The sequence below is a fragment of the Pontiella desulfatans genome, from assembly GCF_900890425.1.
In the GTDB taxonomy this organism is placed as follows: Bacteria; Verrucomicrobiota; Kiritimatiellia; order Kiritimatiellales; family Pontiellaceae; genus Pontiella; species Pontiella desulfatans.
Genome location: NZ_CAAHFG010000002.1, coordinates 710,455 through 726,858, shown reverse-complemented (window position 1 = coordinate 726,858; position 16,404 = coordinate 710,455). Strand labels below are relative to the sequence as shown.

At 58.8% G+C, this 16,404-nt stretch carries 17 protein-coding genes, 1 pseudogene and 1 riboswitch; of the genes and pseudogenes, 4 read left to right on the top strand and 14 right to left on the bottom strand.

Annotated elements, in window-relative coordinates; all coding sequences use genetic code 11:
* Positions 1 to 55: 55 nt before the first annotated feature.
* From E9954_RS18665 to E9954_RS18655, 3 genes and pseudogenes are all read right to left on the bottom strand, one after another.
* Positions 56 to 1,255, bottom strand: a complete 1,200-nt coding sequence (locus E9954_RS18665) for a phosphoglycerate kinase (RefSeq protein ID WP_136080801.1) — start codon at positions 1,253 to 1,255, stop codon at positions 56 to 58.
* A 261-nt stretch (positions 1,256 to 1,516) separates the two neighbouring features.
* Positions 1,517 to 3,118 (bottom strand): annotated as a pseudogene (gene thiC, locus E9954_RS18660) (phosphomethylpyrimidine synthase ThiC); the annotation flags it as partial.
* A 54-nt stretch (positions 3,119 to 3,172) separates the two neighbouring features.
* Positions 3,173 to 3,266, bottom strand: a riboswitch (TPP riboswitch).
* A 51-nt stretch (positions 3,267 to 3,317) separates the two neighbouring features.
* Positions 3,318 to 4,295, bottom strand: a complete 978-nt coding sequence (locus E9954_RS18655) for an N-acetylmuramoyl-L-alanine amidase family protein (RefSeq protein ID WP_136080799.1) — start codon at positions 4,293 to 4,295, stop codon at positions 3,318 to 3,320.
* A gap of 74 nt (positions 4,296 to 4,369) precedes the next feature.
* Here E9954_RS18655 and E9954_RS18650 point away from each other — a divergent pair, with 74 nt between their 5' ends.
* Positions 4,370 to 5,374 carry a potassium channel family protein gene (locus E9954_RS18650; protein ID WP_136080798.1) on the top strand — a complete coding sequence of 335 codons (1,005 nt, stop codon included), beginning with the start codon at positions 4,370 to 4,372 and terminating at the stop codon, positions 5,372 to 5,374.
* A 38-nt stretch (positions 5,375 to 5,412) separates the two neighbouring features.
* Positions 5,413 to 6,180 (top strand): alpha/beta hydrolase, encoded by a 768-nt coding sequence (locus E9954_RS18645; RefSeq protein WP_136080797.1) that lies wholly within the window; start codon positions 5,413 to 5,415, stop codon positions 6,178 to 6,180.
* A 9-nt stretch (positions 6,181 to 6,189) separates the two neighbouring features.
* On the opposite strand, the gene E9954_RS18640 is transcribed toward E9954_RS18645, so the two are convergent.
* Both E9954_RS18640 and E9954_RS18635 read right to left on the bottom strand, forming a co-directional pair.
* The gene (locus E9954_RS18640) at positions 6,190 to 7,179 is read right to left on the bottom strand and encodes a CNNM domain-containing protein (protein ID WP_136080796.1); all 990 of its coding nucleotides are present in this window, start codon (positions 7,177 to 7,179) and stop codon (positions 6,190 to 6,192) included.
* The gene (locus E9954_RS18635) at positions 7,176 to 8,450 is read right to left on the bottom strand and encodes a hemolysin family protein (RefSeq protein WP_136080795.1); all 1,275 of its coding nucleotides are present in this window, start codon (positions 8,448 to 8,450) and stop codon (positions 7,176 to 7,178) included. The genes E9954_RS18640 and E9954_RS18635 overlap by 4 nt, the downstream gene beginning before the upstream one ends.
* A gap of 219 nt (positions 8,451 to 8,669) precedes the next feature.
* Between E9954_RS18635 and E9954_RS18630 the strand changes: the two genes are divergently transcribed.
* Positions 8,670 to 9,068: a secondary thiamine-phosphate synthase enzyme YjbQ gene (locus E9954_RS18630; protein WP_136080794.1), complete on the top strand. Its 399-nt coding sequence runs from the start codon at positions 8,670 to 8,672 to the stop codon at positions 9,066 to 9,068.
* Complete coding sequence (locus tag E9954_RS18625; protein ID WP_136080793.1) at positions 9,065 to 10,204, top strand: tetratricopeptide repeat protein; 1,140 nt, start codon at positions 9,065 to 9,067, stop codon at positions 10,202 to 10,204. The genes E9954_RS18630 and E9954_RS18625 overlap by 4 nt, the downstream gene beginning before the upstream one ends.
* 42 nt (positions 10,205 to 10,246) lie before the next feature.
* On the opposite strand, the gene E9954_RS18620 is transcribed toward E9954_RS18625, so the two are convergent.
* The 9 genes from E9954_RS18620 to nusB all read right to left on the bottom strand — a co-directional run bounded on the left by E9954_RS18620 (position 10,247) and on the right by nusB (position 16,400).
* Entirely contained in the window at positions 10,247 to 10,795 is a 549-nt protein-coding gene (locus E9954_RS18620; RefSeq protein WP_168442393.1) for a DUF4136 domain-containing protein, read from the bottom strand.
* Between the two features lie 47 nt (positions 10,796 to 10,842).
* Positions 10,843 to 11,706 (bottom strand): SDR family NAD(P)-dependent oxidoreductase, encoded by an 864-nt coding sequence (locus E9954_RS18615; RefSeq protein ID WP_222847233.1) that lies wholly within the window; start codon positions 11,704 to 11,706, stop codon positions 10,843 to 10,845.
* A complete protein-coding gene (locus tag E9954_RS18610; RefSeq protein ID WP_136080791.1) occupies positions 11,703 to 12,440 on the bottom strand; it encodes a divergent polysaccharide deacetylase family protein in 738 nt (245 codons plus the stop codon). The genes E9954_RS18615 and E9954_RS18610 overlap by 4 nt, the downstream gene beginning before the upstream one ends.
* 32 nt (positions 12,441 to 12,472) lie before the next feature.
* Positions 12,473 to 12,853 (bottom strand): helix-turn-helix domain-containing protein, encoded by a 381-nt coding sequence (locus E9954_RS18605; RefSeq protein WP_136080790.1) that lies wholly within the window; start codon positions 12,851 to 12,853, stop codon positions 12,473 to 12,475.
* Positions 12,854 to 12,953: 100 nt separating this feature from the next.
* Positions 12,954 to 13,580 carry a riboflavin synthase gene (locus tag E9954_RS18600; RefSeq protein ID WP_136080789.1) on the bottom strand — a complete coding sequence of 209 codons (627 nt, stop codon included), beginning with the start codon at positions 13,578 to 13,580 and terminating at the stop codon, positions 12,954 to 12,956.
* 2 nt (positions 13,581 to 13,582) lie between these two features.
* On the bottom strand, positions 13,583 to 14,593 hold the full coding sequence (ribD, locus tag E9954_RS18595; protein WP_136080788.1) for a bifunctional diaminohydroxyphosphoribosylaminopyrimidine deaminase/5-amino-6-(5-phosphoribosylamino)uracil reductase RibD: 1,011 nt from the start codon (positions 14,591 to 14,593) through the stop codon (positions 13,583 to 13,585).
* 40 nt (positions 14,594 to 14,633) lie between these two features.
* On the bottom strand, positions 14,634 to 15,005 hold the full coding sequence (locus E9954_RS18590) for a GxxExxY protein (protein ID WP_136080787.1): 372 nt from the start codon (positions 15,003 to 15,005) through the stop codon (positions 14,634 to 14,636).
* Positions 15,006 to 15,048: 43 nt separating this feature from the next.
* Positions 15,049 to 15,945: a signal recognition particle-docking protein FtsY gene (ftsY, locus tag E9954_RS18585; protein WP_136080786.1), complete on the bottom strand. Its 897-nt coding sequence runs from the start codon at positions 15,943 to 15,945 to the stop codon at positions 15,049 to 15,051.
* Positions 15,945 to 16,400 carry a transcription antitermination factor NusB gene (gene nusB / locus E9954_RS18580; RefSeq protein ID WP_136080785.1) on the bottom strand — a complete coding sequence of 152 codons (456 nt, stop codon included), beginning with the start codon at positions 16,398 to 16,400 and terminating at the stop codon, positions 15,945 to 15,947. The genes ftsY and nusB overlap by 1 nt, the downstream gene beginning before the upstream one ends.
* Positions 16,401 to 16,404: the final 4 nt, after the last annotated feature.

Genomic DNA, 16,404 nt, shown 5'->3' with positions numbered 1-16,404 from the left:
AAAATGCGCCTCCCCTCGGGGATGGCGCATTTTTTATTGCCGTTGCAAGGACCGGTTATTTATCGGTCAGGGCAACGATGCCGGGGAGCTGCTTGCCTTCCATGAATTCGAGGGAAGCGCCACCGCCGGTGGAAACGTGGCTCATCTGATCCGCAACGCCGGACAGGTTGACCGCGGCAACGCTGTCGCCACCACCGATGATGCTGATGCTGTCGGACTTCGCAACGGCTTCGCAAACGGAGAAGGTTCCCGCCGCGAACGGCGCCATTTCGAAGCAGCCCATCGGGCCGTTCCAAACCACGGTCTTGGCATTGGCAACGGCATCGCAGTAGAGCTCGATGGTTTTCGGGCCGATGTCCAGGGCCATCCAGCCGTCTTCGATCGAGTCGCCGACCACCTTGACGTTGGCCTCGGCGGAGAACGCGTCGGCCACCGTGTTATCGATCGGAAGGAGCAGTTCAACCCCCTTCTCTTCGGCCTGCTTGAGGATCTGCGCCGCGAGCTCGACCTTATCGTCTTCCACCAGCGATCCACCGATTTGCTTGCCCATCGCCTTGTAGAACGTGTAGGCCATGCCGCCGCCGATGAGAATCTTGTCGCACTTGTCCATCAGGTTGATGACCACATCGATCTTGCCGGAAATCTTGGCGCCGCCAATAATGGCCACGAACGGCTTTTCCGGGGCTTCGAGGGTTTTGCCGAGATATTCGATTTCCTTGGAGAGCAGGAACCCGGCGGCGCACTGGTCGATGTATTTGGTGACGACGGCCATGGAGGCATGCGCGCGGTGCGCCGTGCCGAAGGCGTCGGAAACATAAACGTCGCCGTAGGAAGCGAGCTCCTTGGCAAAAGCCTCCTGCTCTTCGGCCGTGCAACCCTTGCCCTCTTCCTCCTTGTAGAAGCGAACGTTTTCGAGCACGAGGATTTCGCCGGCCGGCAACGCTTCAACCAGGGCTTTGACTTCGTCGCCGATCACGTCGGGGGCAAGCGTAACCTTGGCGTCAACCAGCTCGGCCAGGCGGTCGGCCGCCGGCTTGAGGGTGAACTCCATGTTCTTTTCGCCTTTCGGACGTCCGCAGTGGCTCATCAGGATGAGCGAACCGCCGTTTTCCAGCACATAATTAATGGAAGGCAGAGCCGCGACGATACGGGTGTCGTCGCCAACCACGCCATCTTTCACCGGCACATTGAAATCAACGCGCATCAGCACACGCTTGCCCTGAACATCCAGGTCTTGGATCGTCATTTTATTCATGAATTAACTCCTTTAGAGGAGCTGCAGTGCAGCTCCGGTTTTTAGTTGTTAGCTGTCGGTTATCGGGGAATAGCCTGATAACCCATAACTCGGAACCGATAACCGCCGCGCAAAAGCGGCCCGTCCTTCAAAATAAGCCGTTGACTATAAGCATATCGAAATGCGAGTCAAGCGAACGCAACAAGGCGACCGAGGCTTGAAGCGGGACTCCGGCGGCACTCAGGAAGATCGACGATCGGATGCCGACGAACCCTACGACTTGCGGATTTCGGCGGAGATGCGCATGGAGCAATATTGCTCGCCGCACATGGAGCAGTAGTGCTGGTCGGTCTTGTCGCGCTCTTCGGGGGGCAGCGAGGCCAAACGGTATTCCTTGGCGCGGAGCGGATCGAAGGTGAGGTTGAATTGGTCGACCCACCGGAATTCGCCGCGCGCCTTGCGCATGGCTTCGTCGCGGTCCATCGCGCCGGGAATGCCCTTGGCGAGGTCGGCGGCGTGCGCGGCAATCTTGTGGACAATGACGCCCTCTTTCACATCGTCGCGGTTGGGCAGGCCGAGGTGCTCCTTCGGAGTGACGTAGCAAAGCATGGAGGTGCCGTACCAGCCGATCACCGCGCCGCCGATGGCGGAGGTGATGTGATCGTAGCCGGCCGCGCAGTCGGTGACCAACGGGCCGAGGGTGTAGAACGGGGCCTCGAAGCAATCCTCGAGCTGCTTGTCCATGTTGATCTTGATCTTGTCGAGCGGCACGTGGCCGGGGCCTTCGATCATGACCTGGCAGCCGTATTCCCAGGCAATCTTGGTCAGCTCGCCGAGCGTCTTGAGTTCGGAAAGCTGGGCCTCGTCGTTGGCGTCGGCGATGCAACCGGGGCGCATGCCGTCGCCGAGCGAGAAGGTGATGTCGTAGGCGCGCATGATTTCGCAGATTTCGCGGAAGTGGGTGTAGAGAAAGTTTTCCTGGCCGTTATCGACCATCCACTTGGCCATGATGGATCCGCCGCGGCTAACAATGCCGAGCTTGCGCTCCTTGGCGGCGGGGATGTCTTTTTTCAGGACACCGGCATGGATGGTGAAATAGTCGATGCCCTGTTCGGCCTGCTCGATGAGGGTGTCGCGGTAGAGTTCCCAGCAGAGGCCGTCGGCATTGTCGCCGATTTTCTTGAGCGCCTGGTAGAGCGGAACGGTGCCGATGGGCGTCGGCGAGTTGCGGACAATCCATTCGCGCGTGTCGTGGATGTCGGCGCCGGTGGAAAGATCCATCACGGTGTCGGCGCCCCACAGGGTGGCCCACTGCATTTTATCGACTTCTTCCTCGATCGAGGAACCGAGTGCGGAGTTGCCGATGTTGGCGTTGATCTTGGTGCGGAACTTCCGGCCGATGACCATCGGTTCGGCTTCGGGGTGGTTGATGTTGAGCGGGATGACGGCGCGCCCGGCGGCAACCTCAGCCCGGACAAACTCGGGTTCGACCCACTCGCGGATCGCCACGAATTCCATCTCGGGGGTAACAACCCCCTGCTGCGCATAGGTCATTTGCGTAACGGATTGGCCCGGCTTGGCGCGGAGCGGCCGGCGCCGGAGGCCTTGGAAGGCTTTGTCGGAATTGGAGAGGATATCGACGCCGGAGGCGTGCTCCTCAACATCGCCGCGTCCGGCAATCCAGTCCGCGCGGATGGCGGGAAGCCCCTGCTTGAGGTCGGGTTCGTAGGCGGGGTCGGTATAGGGGCCGCTGACATCGTAGACCCGCAGGTCTTCGTTTTCGCCATGCAGCTTGATCTTGCGGAACGGTACCCGGATATCCGGGCGCGACCCCTCCACATACATTTTTTCAGATCGGGGAAAATATTTGCCGTAACCGCTCATGTTTTCGTTATCCGTTAATGGTTAATCGTTAATTGTTCGCAAACGGAAACATGAAGGAGGGCAACCTCGCTTCCCTTCGCGGCATAACCCGCACAGGTTCCAAGGGTTGGAATCTCAGTCGGCACCGCCGACTCCCCTAGCGAACAAGGTTGCACGCTACCCGAACGGGGAACGGTTGCAAGCCTGAACGGGCAAAAACCTATTTCCGCGCCCGTTTGACGAGCGTGAAGTAGCCGAGGATGCCGCTGGAGATTCCGCGTGCGGCGGCCTCGCGATAGTTGCTCGAAGCCAGCAGGGCCTCCTCGTCGGGATTCGAAAGAAAACCGCATTCCACCAGCGCGGCCGGGCACGGCGCATTCTTGAGCACCGCCAACCGGGCGCGCCGCAGACCGCGGTCGGAACGCTTGGTATGCTTGACGAGATTGCCATGCACGGAGAAGCCGAGTACCGCATTGGCGGCATCGAACCGGTTGTTTTTCATCTCGAACTTGTCGCCGGGCTGGCCGTAATGGTTGCTCGAATCGGCCCCGGCAACGGTCATCACAAAGGTTTCGACCCCGCTGGCGGAGGAATCGCCGGCCGCGTTGCAATGGATACTCACGAAAAGGTCGGCGCCGACCTTGTAGGCATGGTCGGTCCGGGCCGGAAGCGAGGGATAGGTGTCGGACGAGCGCGTCATGCGAACCAGGATCTTCTTGGCTTCGAGATGCGCCTTGACCCGCATGGCAATCGAAAGCACAACTTGCTTTTCGTCGATCTTTTTCCGGCTTCCGGTTGCGCCGGGATCGCTGCCCCCGTGGCCGGGGTCGAGCACCACCATCTTCGGCGTGCGTTTGTCCAGATAGGCATAGGAACGCATGATGCAGTCGATCCCCTGCTTGAAATCGACCTCGCGGATGGCCCACTCCTTGCCGTATTGACGGCAGGGGTGGTGCAGCCAAACCATGATGCCGTTGATCCACGCGCGGCGGCTGTTGGTCTCGATTTCGACGGTGTTGTATTTGTTTTTCAACACCACGTTCTTGCCGGACATCGAAATGCGCATCGTATACAAACGTGCGACATAATGGAGCGAAACCGTGCCCGTGGGCGACTTGGCTTCTGCGTTTTTCGTACTACTGCATCCTGCAAGAAGGACAACGTGGTAGAGAAACAGCTTTCTGGTAAATGGATGCATAAAACCTCGCAGACAAGCTACTAAAAAGCATTTAGGTTTGGAAAGAGCCGATTCAATCCGTTTTACTGGCGCACATGAGGTTCCAAGTTATCAATGAGCAACTCGCTTCCGGTCTCCGCAAAGGGATCATTGGCATTGCCCTGGTCTTGTTCTTCGGCACCATGGGCTACCGGATGATCGAGGGATGGAATTGGCTCGACAGTTTCTACATGACGGTCATAACCGTCTCAACCGTTGGCATCATGGAAGTCCACCCCCTATCGGACGCCGGTCGGCTGTTCACCTCGCTATTGATCTTCGGCGGAGTCGGCGTGATGGCCTATTGCCTGACCCGCCTGGCCGAATTCATGTTCCAGCGCAGCATCACCAACGTTTTCGGGAGAAGAACCATGATGAAGAAAATCGCCCAAATGAAACAACATGCCATCATCTGCGGCTACGGCCGCACCGGCATGCGCGTCGTCGCCGAGCTGCAGGCGGCCAACAAGCCTTTCGTCGTCATCGAGGAAAACGAGGAGGTGGTCAAGCGCATGCTGGAACTGGGGATCCCGCACATTCCCGGCGACGCCACCGAGGAGGAGACGCTCGAGGCGGCCCAGATCTGCGAGGCCGATGCGCTCGTGGCCGCGCTCGACTCCGATGCCGAAAACCTTTTCCTGACCCTGACCGCCAGTGGACTGTGCCGCAACCTGCGCGTGATCGCCCGCGTGCACGACCCCGACAACTCCCGCAAATTCCGCAAGGCCGGGGCGCACCGCGTCGTTTCGCCCATCTCGACCGGCGCCAACCAGATTGCCCAGTTGCTCACCCGCCCCTCGGTGGTCGACCTGATCGAGCTGGTGACGACCGACAAGAGCATCGCCCTCCAGGTATTCGAGCACTCCATCGAAGAAGATAGCGACATGCTCGGCAAAACGTTGTCCGAAGCACGCGTCCGCCAGACGCTGGGTTCGATGGTGATTGCCGTTAAGCACCGCGATGGCACCACCGCGTTCGACCCCGGCCCCCAAACCAAACTGAACCTTGGGGACACGCTGGTGGCCATCCGCCAATCGGACGCAGGGGAACAAACGCTGTAGGAAACGCGAAACCTTAACATAGAAACCGCAAACAACCCATGGCCTTACTGGAAACCAACTTCGACTCGCAGGTGCTCGGGCTTTCGCTCGGCGCCAACCTGATCCTGCCGGAACATCCGGAAGCCTGGAAGGAGCCGCCCGCCGTGCTCTACCTGCTGCACGGTTTGTCCGACGACAACACCATCTGGTGCCGGCGCACCTCGATCGAGCGCTATGCCAACCGCTACAACCTCGCCATCGTCATGCCGGACGCCTACAAGAGTTTCTACTGCGACATGCACCATGGCTCCAACTATTGGGAATTCTTTTCGGAAGAGCTCCCCATGCTGGTCAAGCGCTGGTTCAAGGTGTCCGACGATCCGAAAAAAACCTTCGTGGCCGGCATTTCGATGGGCGGGTACGGGGCCTTCAAGCTCGCCCTCAACTGCCCTGGCCAATACGCGGCCGCCGCCTCGCTCTCCGGTGCGCTCGACCTCGCCTCGCATATCAACGACGAATGGGACGACTGCCGGCGGCGCACCTTCCAGGCCGTGTTCGGCGCCATGCAAAACATTCCCGGCTCAGGAAACGACCTGATCCACCAACTCAAAAACCTGGACGGGATTCCCGACACCAAATTCTATGCCTGCTGCGGCACCGAGGATTTCCTCTACCAGGACTCCCTCACCTTCCGCGATCTCGCGGCGGAAAAGGGCCTCCGCCTCACCTACGAGGAATCCGCCGCCGACCACAAATGGGACTACTGGGACGCCTCCATCCAACGCGTCCTCGAATGGTTGCCCATTGAAAACCTATCGCAACCATGACGCTTCGGTCTATTTCTTCGCGATGTAGCGGGCGATGTCCTCCAACTGGATAAAGCCGACGGGATGGTGCAGGGCATCGGTGATGACGGCGCTGTGGCGCGGGTTGCGGCGCAGGCGGTAGAAAGCGGACTTGAGGTTGTGGCTCTCCTGCAACTTGAGCACGCTCCCGGCATACGGCTTCAGCGGAGCCGCATCGTCGAGCTTGCGGTTCACCACGGTAAAGAGCGAAACGAACCCGACGACGGTATGCTTGTGCATGAGAATGGCATAGCCGGTCTCCCGCTGGGCAACGAGCTGCTTAAAATCGGAAACCGTCGCCGTGTCCGGCAGGGTGGGCACCTTCCGGAACGGGGTCATCAGCGTGCGGATGGGCACCTCGTGCATGGAGGAAACGTTGTCCATCATGCGGTTTTGGTCGGAGGAGATGACGCCCTCCTTTTCCCCGGTGGAGAAATATTCGCGCAGCGCATCCGGTGAAAGGCGGTGCAGCTCGCGCCCGGCAGAGCTGGAGCTTCCGTGGGTCAACATCTTGAACAACTGCTTGAGCAACCAGGTAATCGGCCACAAAAGCCAAACCAGCAACTGCATGAGCGGGGCGAACCGGTACATCAGCACGTCGGCCTTCTTGTGAAACAGGTTCTTGGGGCCCACCTCGGCCAGCAGGAACAGCGGCAGCATCAGGGTCAGCGTGGCGGCGGTCTCGGCATTCCAGGGGATGAAGCCCAGCAACATATGGCCTGCGTCCAGCCCCGTCGCCAGATAGAGGTCGGTCACGGATTTCGACACCATGTAGACCGCGACATTGTTTCCAATGAGCACGGTGTAGATGAAAATATAGGGATAGCGCAGCACCGAAGCCAGCATCCGCGCCGAGGGCCGTTGCTCGCGCTCATACTTGCGCAGGCGGATGCGGTTCAGCATATAGCTTCCGGTTTCAATGCCGGAAAACAGTGCCGAAAAAAGAAAACCCGCCACAATGATAATCAAGGCGTCAGTCATTGGGCCGTCCCCCCGTTCTCCTCCGGAACCAGCTCAAGGAGAACCGTCTCGATCCGGCGCGAGCGCACTTGCTCGACCGTGAAGCGCAGGTTGCCGAGCCGCGCCACATCGCCTGCCGCAGGCATCCGCTTGAGCAGGGAAACCACCAGTCCGCTCACCGTATCGAGAGCGAGGTCGCGCATGGCCTCGTCCGGCAAAAACCCAACAAACAGGCTGCGCCACTCGCGAATGCCGAGATTGCCCGGCAATCGGTAGGTTGCCACGCCCAGCTGCTCAATGGCGGGCACATCCAGCACATCGAATTCCCCGACGACCTCCTCCAGCAGGTCTTCCATGCAAACGGTTCCGGCCAGCCCGCCATATTCATTCACCACGCACACCATCCGGTGCCCCCCCGCCAGGAACTCGCGCAGCATTTCATCCGCACGTTTGGTCTCCGGAACAAAGGCAACCGGGTTGGAAAAATAGACCAGGGAACGGCTGGGATCGGTGTTCACAAAAAGATCTCGCACCTCGACCACACCCACAATGTTGTCCTCGTCCTCCTCATAGATCGGAATCAGATCAACTTCCTGCTCCGCCGCCTCCGCCAAGGCCTCGCCCGACGGCGCATCGGCGCGACGGAAAAGCTGCTCGACCCGGGGAACCATCAGCTCGCGCACGCGGATTTCGGGCAGGTTGACAATATCCTCCACAATCGCTTTTTCCTGCTTCCCGAAGGTGGGATCGTGGTGGGTGGCATCGATCAGCATCTTGAGTTCGTCGGCATTGAGCTTTTCATCGTGCTGGGTGGAAGGTTCCATTTTGCGGGTGATCGCCTCCAGCACGCGCCGCACCGGACCCATAAAATGGAACCAGCCCATCAACGGCACCGAGCTCAGCCGTACGGCCCGCTCCGGGAAGGAGATGCCAATGGCCTTGGGCAGGATCTCGCCCGCAAGGATCACCACCAGCAGCACCACGATCCCCACCACCGCCTGCCACCAGTCGCCATAGCGGGTTCCGATTTCAAGCGACAGCACCGCACTCATGCTGAAAAAGAGAATGTTCACCACCAGGTTACCGAACAGGATGGCGATCAACAACCCGGCGGGATTGTCCGACAGCAAGGCCAGCAGCCGCTCAACCTGGTGCCCATGGGCCCGCAGCTCCTTGACCTGCTCACGGCTCAGCGAAAACAACGCGGTCTCCGTACCGGAGAAAAACGCCGAACAACACAGCAACACGGCCATGATGGCCAACGAAAAAATTTGGTCTGCAAGTATATCCAACTCAATCAACCTTGTTATGAATCGTCGGATTTAACTCCCGAACCCACACAAATGAAAGCCTCCAAGTTTTAAAACGCCCATTCAACCCCTCTAGGTATATCATCCAACCACCACGATCGTGGTGGTTGGATGATATACTTTCGGGCCGGGATCTCTTTTTTTCGGTGGGCGGGAACTTTCCGCTTCAAAATATCGGGGGTTCGGATATGGTGTCAGCTCATGAAAAAATTCAGCGTACAGACGAGTTCCAGGACGGACTTTGTGAAGATCGACCAGCAGGTGGCGCAAGCTGTTTCCGGGGCGGGACTTATCGATGGCGTTGTTACGGTTTTCATTCCGCACACGACGGCGGGGATTACGATTAACGAGAATGCCGACCCCGATGTGACGGCCGATATGGATCTGGTGCTCGACCGGATGGCGCCCTGGAGCGGTGGCTATAGCCATTTCGAGGGCAACACGGCGGCGCATGTTAAGGCGAGCCTGATGGGTTCATCGGTGCAAGTGATTGTTAGCGGGGGAAAACTGCAGCTCGGCACCTGGCAGAGCCTCTATTTTTGCGAATTTGACGGACCGCGCACCCGAGAGGTGTGGGTTAAAGGAATTTCCGGGCAATGAAGAATAAAAAATCGGTTTTAGTGGCAGGCTGCCTGACGGTGGCGCTGTTGATGTTCATTGGTTGCGGCGAACGGGCGGGCGAAAAGGAATACAACAAGGCCCTGGCGGCCTGGGAATCCGGCGAGCTGGTGAAAGCCCAGGGGCTACTGGAAAAGGCCATTCGTAAAACGACCGGCAACGAGAAGAAATCCATTGCATGGAACCAGCTTGGCCTGATTCTGTGGGAGCTCGGCAAGACCGAGGAAGCGGCGCACGCGTTCAACGAATCGTGCATCCTGGCCGAATCGCTGACGGGCGCCAACCTGAACCTCGGCGTTGCCCTGTTCCATGCCGGCCGGTTCGACGAAGCCGAGGTTGCCTTGAACAATGTGCTCGGTGGGGATTCGAAAAACCAGGTTGCCTTGGCGATGCTGGGCCTGGTTTCCGCCCAGAAACAGGATTGGGCGGGAGCATCGCGGGCCATAACCGCGGCCGTTAAAGCCAACCCCCAGAGTCCGGCCGGACAGAATGCCCTTGCGCTTGCCGAACTCCAACACCACAGCGATACCGCCGTCCAACGACTCAAGCAGGTGGTTTCGGCCTACCCCGACTATGCCCCGGCGGCCTACAACCTCGGCGTCATTCATGAACAAAAGCTCAACAACCACAGTGAAGCCCTGAACTGGTACCGCCAGTATATTAGAAAAGCCGGTTCGATGGGAACTCACGCGGATGCCGCCAACCAGGCGATTGCCCGCTTGAGCGGACAAAGCACCCCAACAGCCCCCAAAACCGATGCCGCGGCCGCCAAGCGCCACATGGACGCAGGCTCGAAGTTGCTGACCGCCCAGAAATTCAACTCGGCCATCGGCGAGTTCGAGCTGGCGATCAAGGCCGATCCGAACCAGAAGTTTGCCCACTACAACCTGGGGTATGCGCTCTTCAGCCTGAAAAAGTACAGCGAGGCTTCCGTGGCCTACATCAATGCGCTGAAGGTGGATCCCAAATATGCCGATGCGCGCTACATGCTCTCCTATTCCTATTTCCAGCAGCGGCAGTGGAACGATGCCGAGCGCGAGGCGAAGGAACTCGCCAAGGTGGACCCGGCGCGCGGGGAGCAAATGCTCAACTATATCGCCGACAACCGAAAACGATAACGACGCGGCGCGCGGCCGAGCCCGCGCAAGACCACCACCGCTCTACTTCCCGGGCGGGAACTTTTTCAGGATGTCGGCAACCGCCGCATTCACGACCTTGGTGGTTTTTTCCGGATTGCCGCGGTCGTAGGTCGTACGGCGGCCAACCCCGCGCCAATAGTTCTTTTCGTCGGCGGGGTTGATGATGTCGATGGTCAGGGCGCCCTCCTCATAGTCGGAAACGTTGGTGCCATAGGACGCACCGCCGTAGCGGCCATAGCTTCCGCCGCCGATCCCGAAACTCACGGAACTGCCCCCGATGCGCTGCCGGTATTCGATGAAGTAGGCCAACAGGAAATCGGCCGCGGCCCGATCAACCAATCGAAAACCCTTGGCCGTCAGTTCGGCGTTCACGGCATCGCGCACCCGCTCGTCGATCAAGTCGTTGTCAGTCCGGGGATTCCCGGTGCGGGGTTGGTCGGCATGCTGCCAGGCAAAGGTTTGCAGGCTGGAAAAATCGAAGGATGCATCGTAGTCGCGCACCACCGAAACCGATGAACAGCCCGCCAGCCATGCGATCGAAGCCCAACCCAAAAAAAACGCGCGTCTCATTACATGTTCCTCCATTGAACCGAACACACTATAGGCAGGGCGGGCGGCTAACCAAAGCGCTTTTTCACATGGTCGATCATCATGCGGTCGATCCAGCGGGCGGGCACAAAACGCGCCGCCAGATCCCCCAGGTAGGCCGGAAGGGTCACCTTGTAGCGAATCTTCGGGCGCGGCGACTCCAAGGCATGGAGAATTTTTTTCGCGACCGCTTCGGGAGGAAGGCGGAAGCGGTCTTCGGACATGCCGCCGTTTCGGCGCTTTTCGAAATACTGCTTGTAGGCGGCGCCAAACTTGGAGGCCCCCGTATCGAGCCTCTCCTCTCCCTGCCCCGCGCAGTTGGTCGAAAACCTTGTACGGATGGGGCCCGGCTCGACCAAGGAGACCGAGATTGAATCCGGAGACAGCTCGACCCGCTGCGCATCGCTAATGGCTTCGAGCGCAAACTTGGAGGCGGAATAGATGCCCATGAACGGGAGCGCGAGCCGTCCGACCACGGAGCTAACATTCACGATCCGCCCGTAGCCCTGCTTCCGGAAGAGCGGTATCAGCCCGTTGGTCAGCTCCTGCAACCCGAAGACATTCACTTCGAACTGCTGGCGCATGGCATCGCGCGTCAGATCCTGGATCGCACCCGGCATGCCGAATCCGGCATTGTTGACCACCGCACCCAACCGGCCGCCGTTTGCGTCCATCACCTTATCGACGGCGTCGGCAATCGAGGCACTGGAGGAAACATCCAACTCAACCACCTCGAACCCGGCCTGCCGCAGCGATTCCAGGTCGGCCGACTTGCGGGCCGTCGGGAAAACCTTCCAGCCCTTGGAACGCAGCATTTCCGCCGCAGCCCGCCCGATGCCGGACGAGCACCCGGTGATGAGCACCGACTTGTCAGCGACCGGCGGAACCTTCATTCGTATAGCTCCGAAAGCTTATGGAAGGTATAGCCTTGGTTCTGGAGGGTTTCGAAACTGTCGCGGATCGCGGATGCCGTTTCGGCACACCAAATGTGCCCGATCACCACCACATAACCGTGTTCCTTGGCATGCCCAACGGCGCTGCCCCACATGCGGCGGACATAGTCGCGGTCTTTCTGGATATCGAGGAAGATATGGCGCGATTCAACGTGCATGCCATGCTTGGGGGCAAGGTATGGCACCTGGGAATTGTAGGCGGTCTTGCTGTCGAGAAAGAACAAGCCCTGCCGCTTGCAATACCCCAGCACCTCCGACATGACCTCCCGGTTTTCGGTCACGCGCGAACCCATGTGGTTGTTGACCCCCACCGCACCACGGACGGATTCTAGGTTCGAGTCCAGGATCTTCCGGACGTCGGCAGGCTTCGTCCCGTTGTAGATCGCCCCGACGCCGGGATTCTTCGACGCATTGTAGGCCTCCATCGGCTGGTGCAGGATAATCTCCTTTTTCCGGTCCTTGGAAATCGCCTTGCAGACCTCCTTGGTCTGCTTCTGGTGCGGCAGCACCGCAATCGTCATCGGCACCGGGATGTCGAGGAACTGCTGCGTTTCATGCAAGGCCAACCCCGCATCGTCGATCACGAGGAATATTTGCTTCTCGCGCTTAGCGGCGATTGCACCGGAAGACACCGCAAGGGCAAAGGCAATCAACAATGGTCTTCGTATTAACATCAGTCCCTCTCGGCGCCATAGTTTAGCGTTTCTTATGCAACCAGCGCCTCCGGTTCGGAACCCTGCCCAAGCAGCACTTCCACCGGGATGCCCAACCCTTCATGTATTTTCCGTATCATGGAAATGCTCAACGAACGCTTACCTGAAAGCACTTCCGAAACCTTGCTCTTGCTACCGACATACGGGATCAAGTCCTTTTGTTTCAACGCCTGTTGCTCCATGCGGAAGCGGATCGCCGCAATGGGATCCGGTGCAGGCATCGGGTATACCCTATCCTCAGACACCTCTACCAGGGTCGCAAATAGCTCAAGCTCAGCCACCACCTCTGGCGTCTTCTCCATCCCCATCAACACCTCAATGCGGGACTGGGCTTCGTCGTATTCTTCTTCGGTTTTAATGACCTTCGGTTTCATTAAATTGTTTCCGCATCATTCCAGACCACGGAATACACTGAATACACAGAACCTGCACCAACAAACTTCCGTGTATTCAGTGTATTCCGTGGTTGTCGCCTTAACCGTTCAAATTCAGGCGGTAGTCCTGGCCTCCGCCGAATTCGAGGATGCGCTGCACGTGCTTGCCGAGAATGTCGGCCTCGAGGTTGACCTTGGTGCCGACCGCGAAGTCGGACATGTCGGTCTCCTGCAACGTGTGCGGGATGATGTGGACGATGAAGCCGTTATCGGTCAGCTCGGCGACCGTCAGCGAGATACCGTCGATGGCGATGGAACCTTTGTAGACCATCAGCATCAGCATATCTTTGGAGCACTCGATCGTGAACTTCTTGTCGCGCCCGACCTCTTCAACGGCGGCAACGGTGCCCGTGTTGTCGACGTGCCCGGTCACAATGTGCCCGCCGAGCGTGTCGCCCAGCGCCAGCGCCAGCTCGAGGTTGACCTCGTCGCCCGGCGTTTTTTCGCCGAGGTTGGTTTTGGCGAACGTTTCGCCGAGCACATCGAACATCAGCTTGTTGCCGTCCATGGCGGCCACCGTCAGGCAGGTGCCGTTCACGGCGATGCTGTCGCCCAGCCCGACCGGGCGGTCGAACGGGCGGTTCGGCACCATCGTGATGCGCCCCGCCGTGCCTTCCATCTTGATATCAATGATATTTCCGAGTCGCTGAACAATGCCTGTAAACATAACTACTTCTCCATTTTCGCTTTAATAAGGATGTCTTCACCCACCTGTTCCACCGAATGGAACTTCAATTCTTTCACACCAGCGATCAGCCCGCCGGTTTGGGCAAAGTTCGGCAGGCCGTCGGCGCCCATCAGTTTCGGGGCGATGAAAAAGACAAACTCGTCCACCAGTCCGTCTTCGATCAACCGCGCGGCCAGCTTGCCGCCGCCCTCGCACAGCACATGCATTACGCTGTGTTCTTCCGCCAATTCCTTCAGAACGCCGACCAACGCGCCGTAGCGCACAAATGTCCGCCCTGCGGCCCCGTCGGTCAGCACCTTGCAATCGGCGGGAATAGTTGTGCCAATAACCACCCGGAACGGTTCCCGGCCCTCGGACGGGCGTGGCAGCAGCGAAGGGTTGTCGGCGCGCACCGTCCCGGCCCCGACCATGATGGCGTCGGCACGTCGGCGCATGGCCTGCACCCGCTCGCGGGCTTCGGCGCCGGTGATCCATTTGGAGTTGCCTTCGCTGTCCGCAATCTTTCCGTCAAGGGTGGATGCCAGCTTGAGCGTGACGTAGGGCATGCCGGAGGTGATGAATTTTTCGAACGGGGCGACCAGTTCGCGGCCTTCGGCTTCGCAAACACCGGAAACCACCTCAACACCGGCCTCTTCGAGAATTTTCAGTCCGCGACCGGCGTGCGCCGGATTCAGATCGACGACGGAAACCACCACACGACCAATCCCCTTTTCCAGAATGATGTCCGTGCAGGGAGGTGTGCGCCCGTGGGTGGAGCACGGCTCCAACGTGACGTAAAGGGTGGCGCTGCTCAGATTGACGGGCATCGGCGGAAGCTTACCGATGCAATCGCGTTCGGCATGGTCTTCACCGGCCTTGCGGTGCCAACCTTCGGCGACGATATGGCCTTCAAGTACGAGCACGGCACCCACCGGCGGATTCGGGCGGGTCAGCCCCTCGCCCATCTTCGCCAGCTCGATCGCCCGCATCATGAATGTTTCGTCAGAAGTCATATTTGATTCACCACGAAGATTGGAAGAACACGAAGTGCTCCTAGAGAACTAATCTTCTGATGCCATCACGCAATAAAATAGAATTAAAGTTAATCAGCAGCCCTGTTCCGATTTTTGAAAGTTTCATATAGGTCAGAAGTTGCGCTTCATGGATTCTCTGCAACTCTTCTACACTTTTCAACTCGATGATCAGAGCACCTTCAATTAATAGATCTATTCGATAACCGCAATCTATCTTGACATCCTGATATTGAACAGGCAGCTCTTTTTGGCGCTCAAACCCGATTCCGGCTTTTGACAATTCATAACAAAGACACTGCTCATACGCGGATTCCAGTAATCCCGGACCAAGTTCCTTATGAACTTTCAGAGCACAACCAATCACCTTGTTTGACAGGTCATCAAATTTCATTCCGATTATCCTCCTTCGTGCCCTTCCTATCTTCGTGGTTAAACTATTCGCTTTCGGGATCTCCGGTATCGCCAAACAGCGCGTCCACAAACGCTACCGCATCGAACGGAACGAGGTCGCCTTCGCCTTCGCCGAGGCCGGTGAAGAGGATCGGCACGTTGAGTTCGGTGCGCACGGAAAAGAGAAAGCCGGCCTTGGAGGAACCGTCGAGCTTGGTGACGACGATGCCGGTGAGCGGCACGACTTCGTTGAATTGCTTGGCCTGGATGATGGCGTTTTGGCCGAGGGAGGCGTCGAGCACCATCCAGACATCGTGCGGCGAACCTTCGAGCCGCTTGTTCATGGATCGGCACATCTTGGGTAGCTCGTCCATCAGCGGCGTCTTGGTGTGCATGCGCCCGGCGGTATCGACCAGCACCACGTCGCAGTTTTTTTCGAGGGCGGAATCGACCGCGTTGAAGGCAACCCCTGCGGCATCGTGCCCCATTTCGCCGCCGACGAAATCGCAACCGACCTTTTCGCTCCAGAGCTTGAGCTGGGAGGAACCGGCGGCGCGGAACGTGTCGGAACCGCAGAGCATCGGCTTGAGCCCCTGCCCCTGCGCCCGCTTGGCCAGCTTGGCGGCGGTGGTCGTTTTGCCGGATCCGTTGACCCCGAGCAGCATGATGACGTGCGGCTTGGGCTCGGCTTGCCACACGAAGGTTTTGGCTTCGCCCAGCTCCTTCAGCAGCATAGCGGTCAGGCGCTCACGGCGGGAGGCCTTGCGGGTGGGATATTCGAGCTCATCGACGATCTCCATCGTCAGGCGCGCCGGCACATCGGAACGGAGCAGGATTTCCTCGATCTCCTCGACCTCCATCTCTTCGATGTTGGTCTTGGCGGAGAATACCTTGCCGATGATGGAGCGGGTCTTTTTAAGCGCCCCGAGCCAACCCGCCATTATTCGCTCCCCCGCGGCTTGTAGGTGGTGCGGGCCGGACGGTCGATATCCTTCCGGATGCGGTCGAGCACGCCGTTCACAAAGCGGCCCGATTGGAAACTGCTGAAGTCCTTGGCAAAGTGGACGGCCTCGTTGATCGATACGATCGGCGGAACATCCTCGCGATGGAGCATTTCAAACAGGGCGACGCGCATTACGGTACGGTCGACCGCGCCCATGCGGTCGGAATTCCAGCGCTTGGCATATACGGAAAGGCGTTCGTCGAGCTCAGCCTTGCGTTGCACCACGCCCTTGATGATTTCCTCGGCATAGCTTTTTTCCTTTTCGCTCGGCTCCTTTTCCTCCCAGAAATCCTGCAGCGCGATATCGATCGGCTCCGGGTTGAAATCCAGCTGAAACAGGAACTGCATGATCCATTCGCGGGTCTGGCGGCGTCCGTTAAGTTTTTTCTTCATAAAT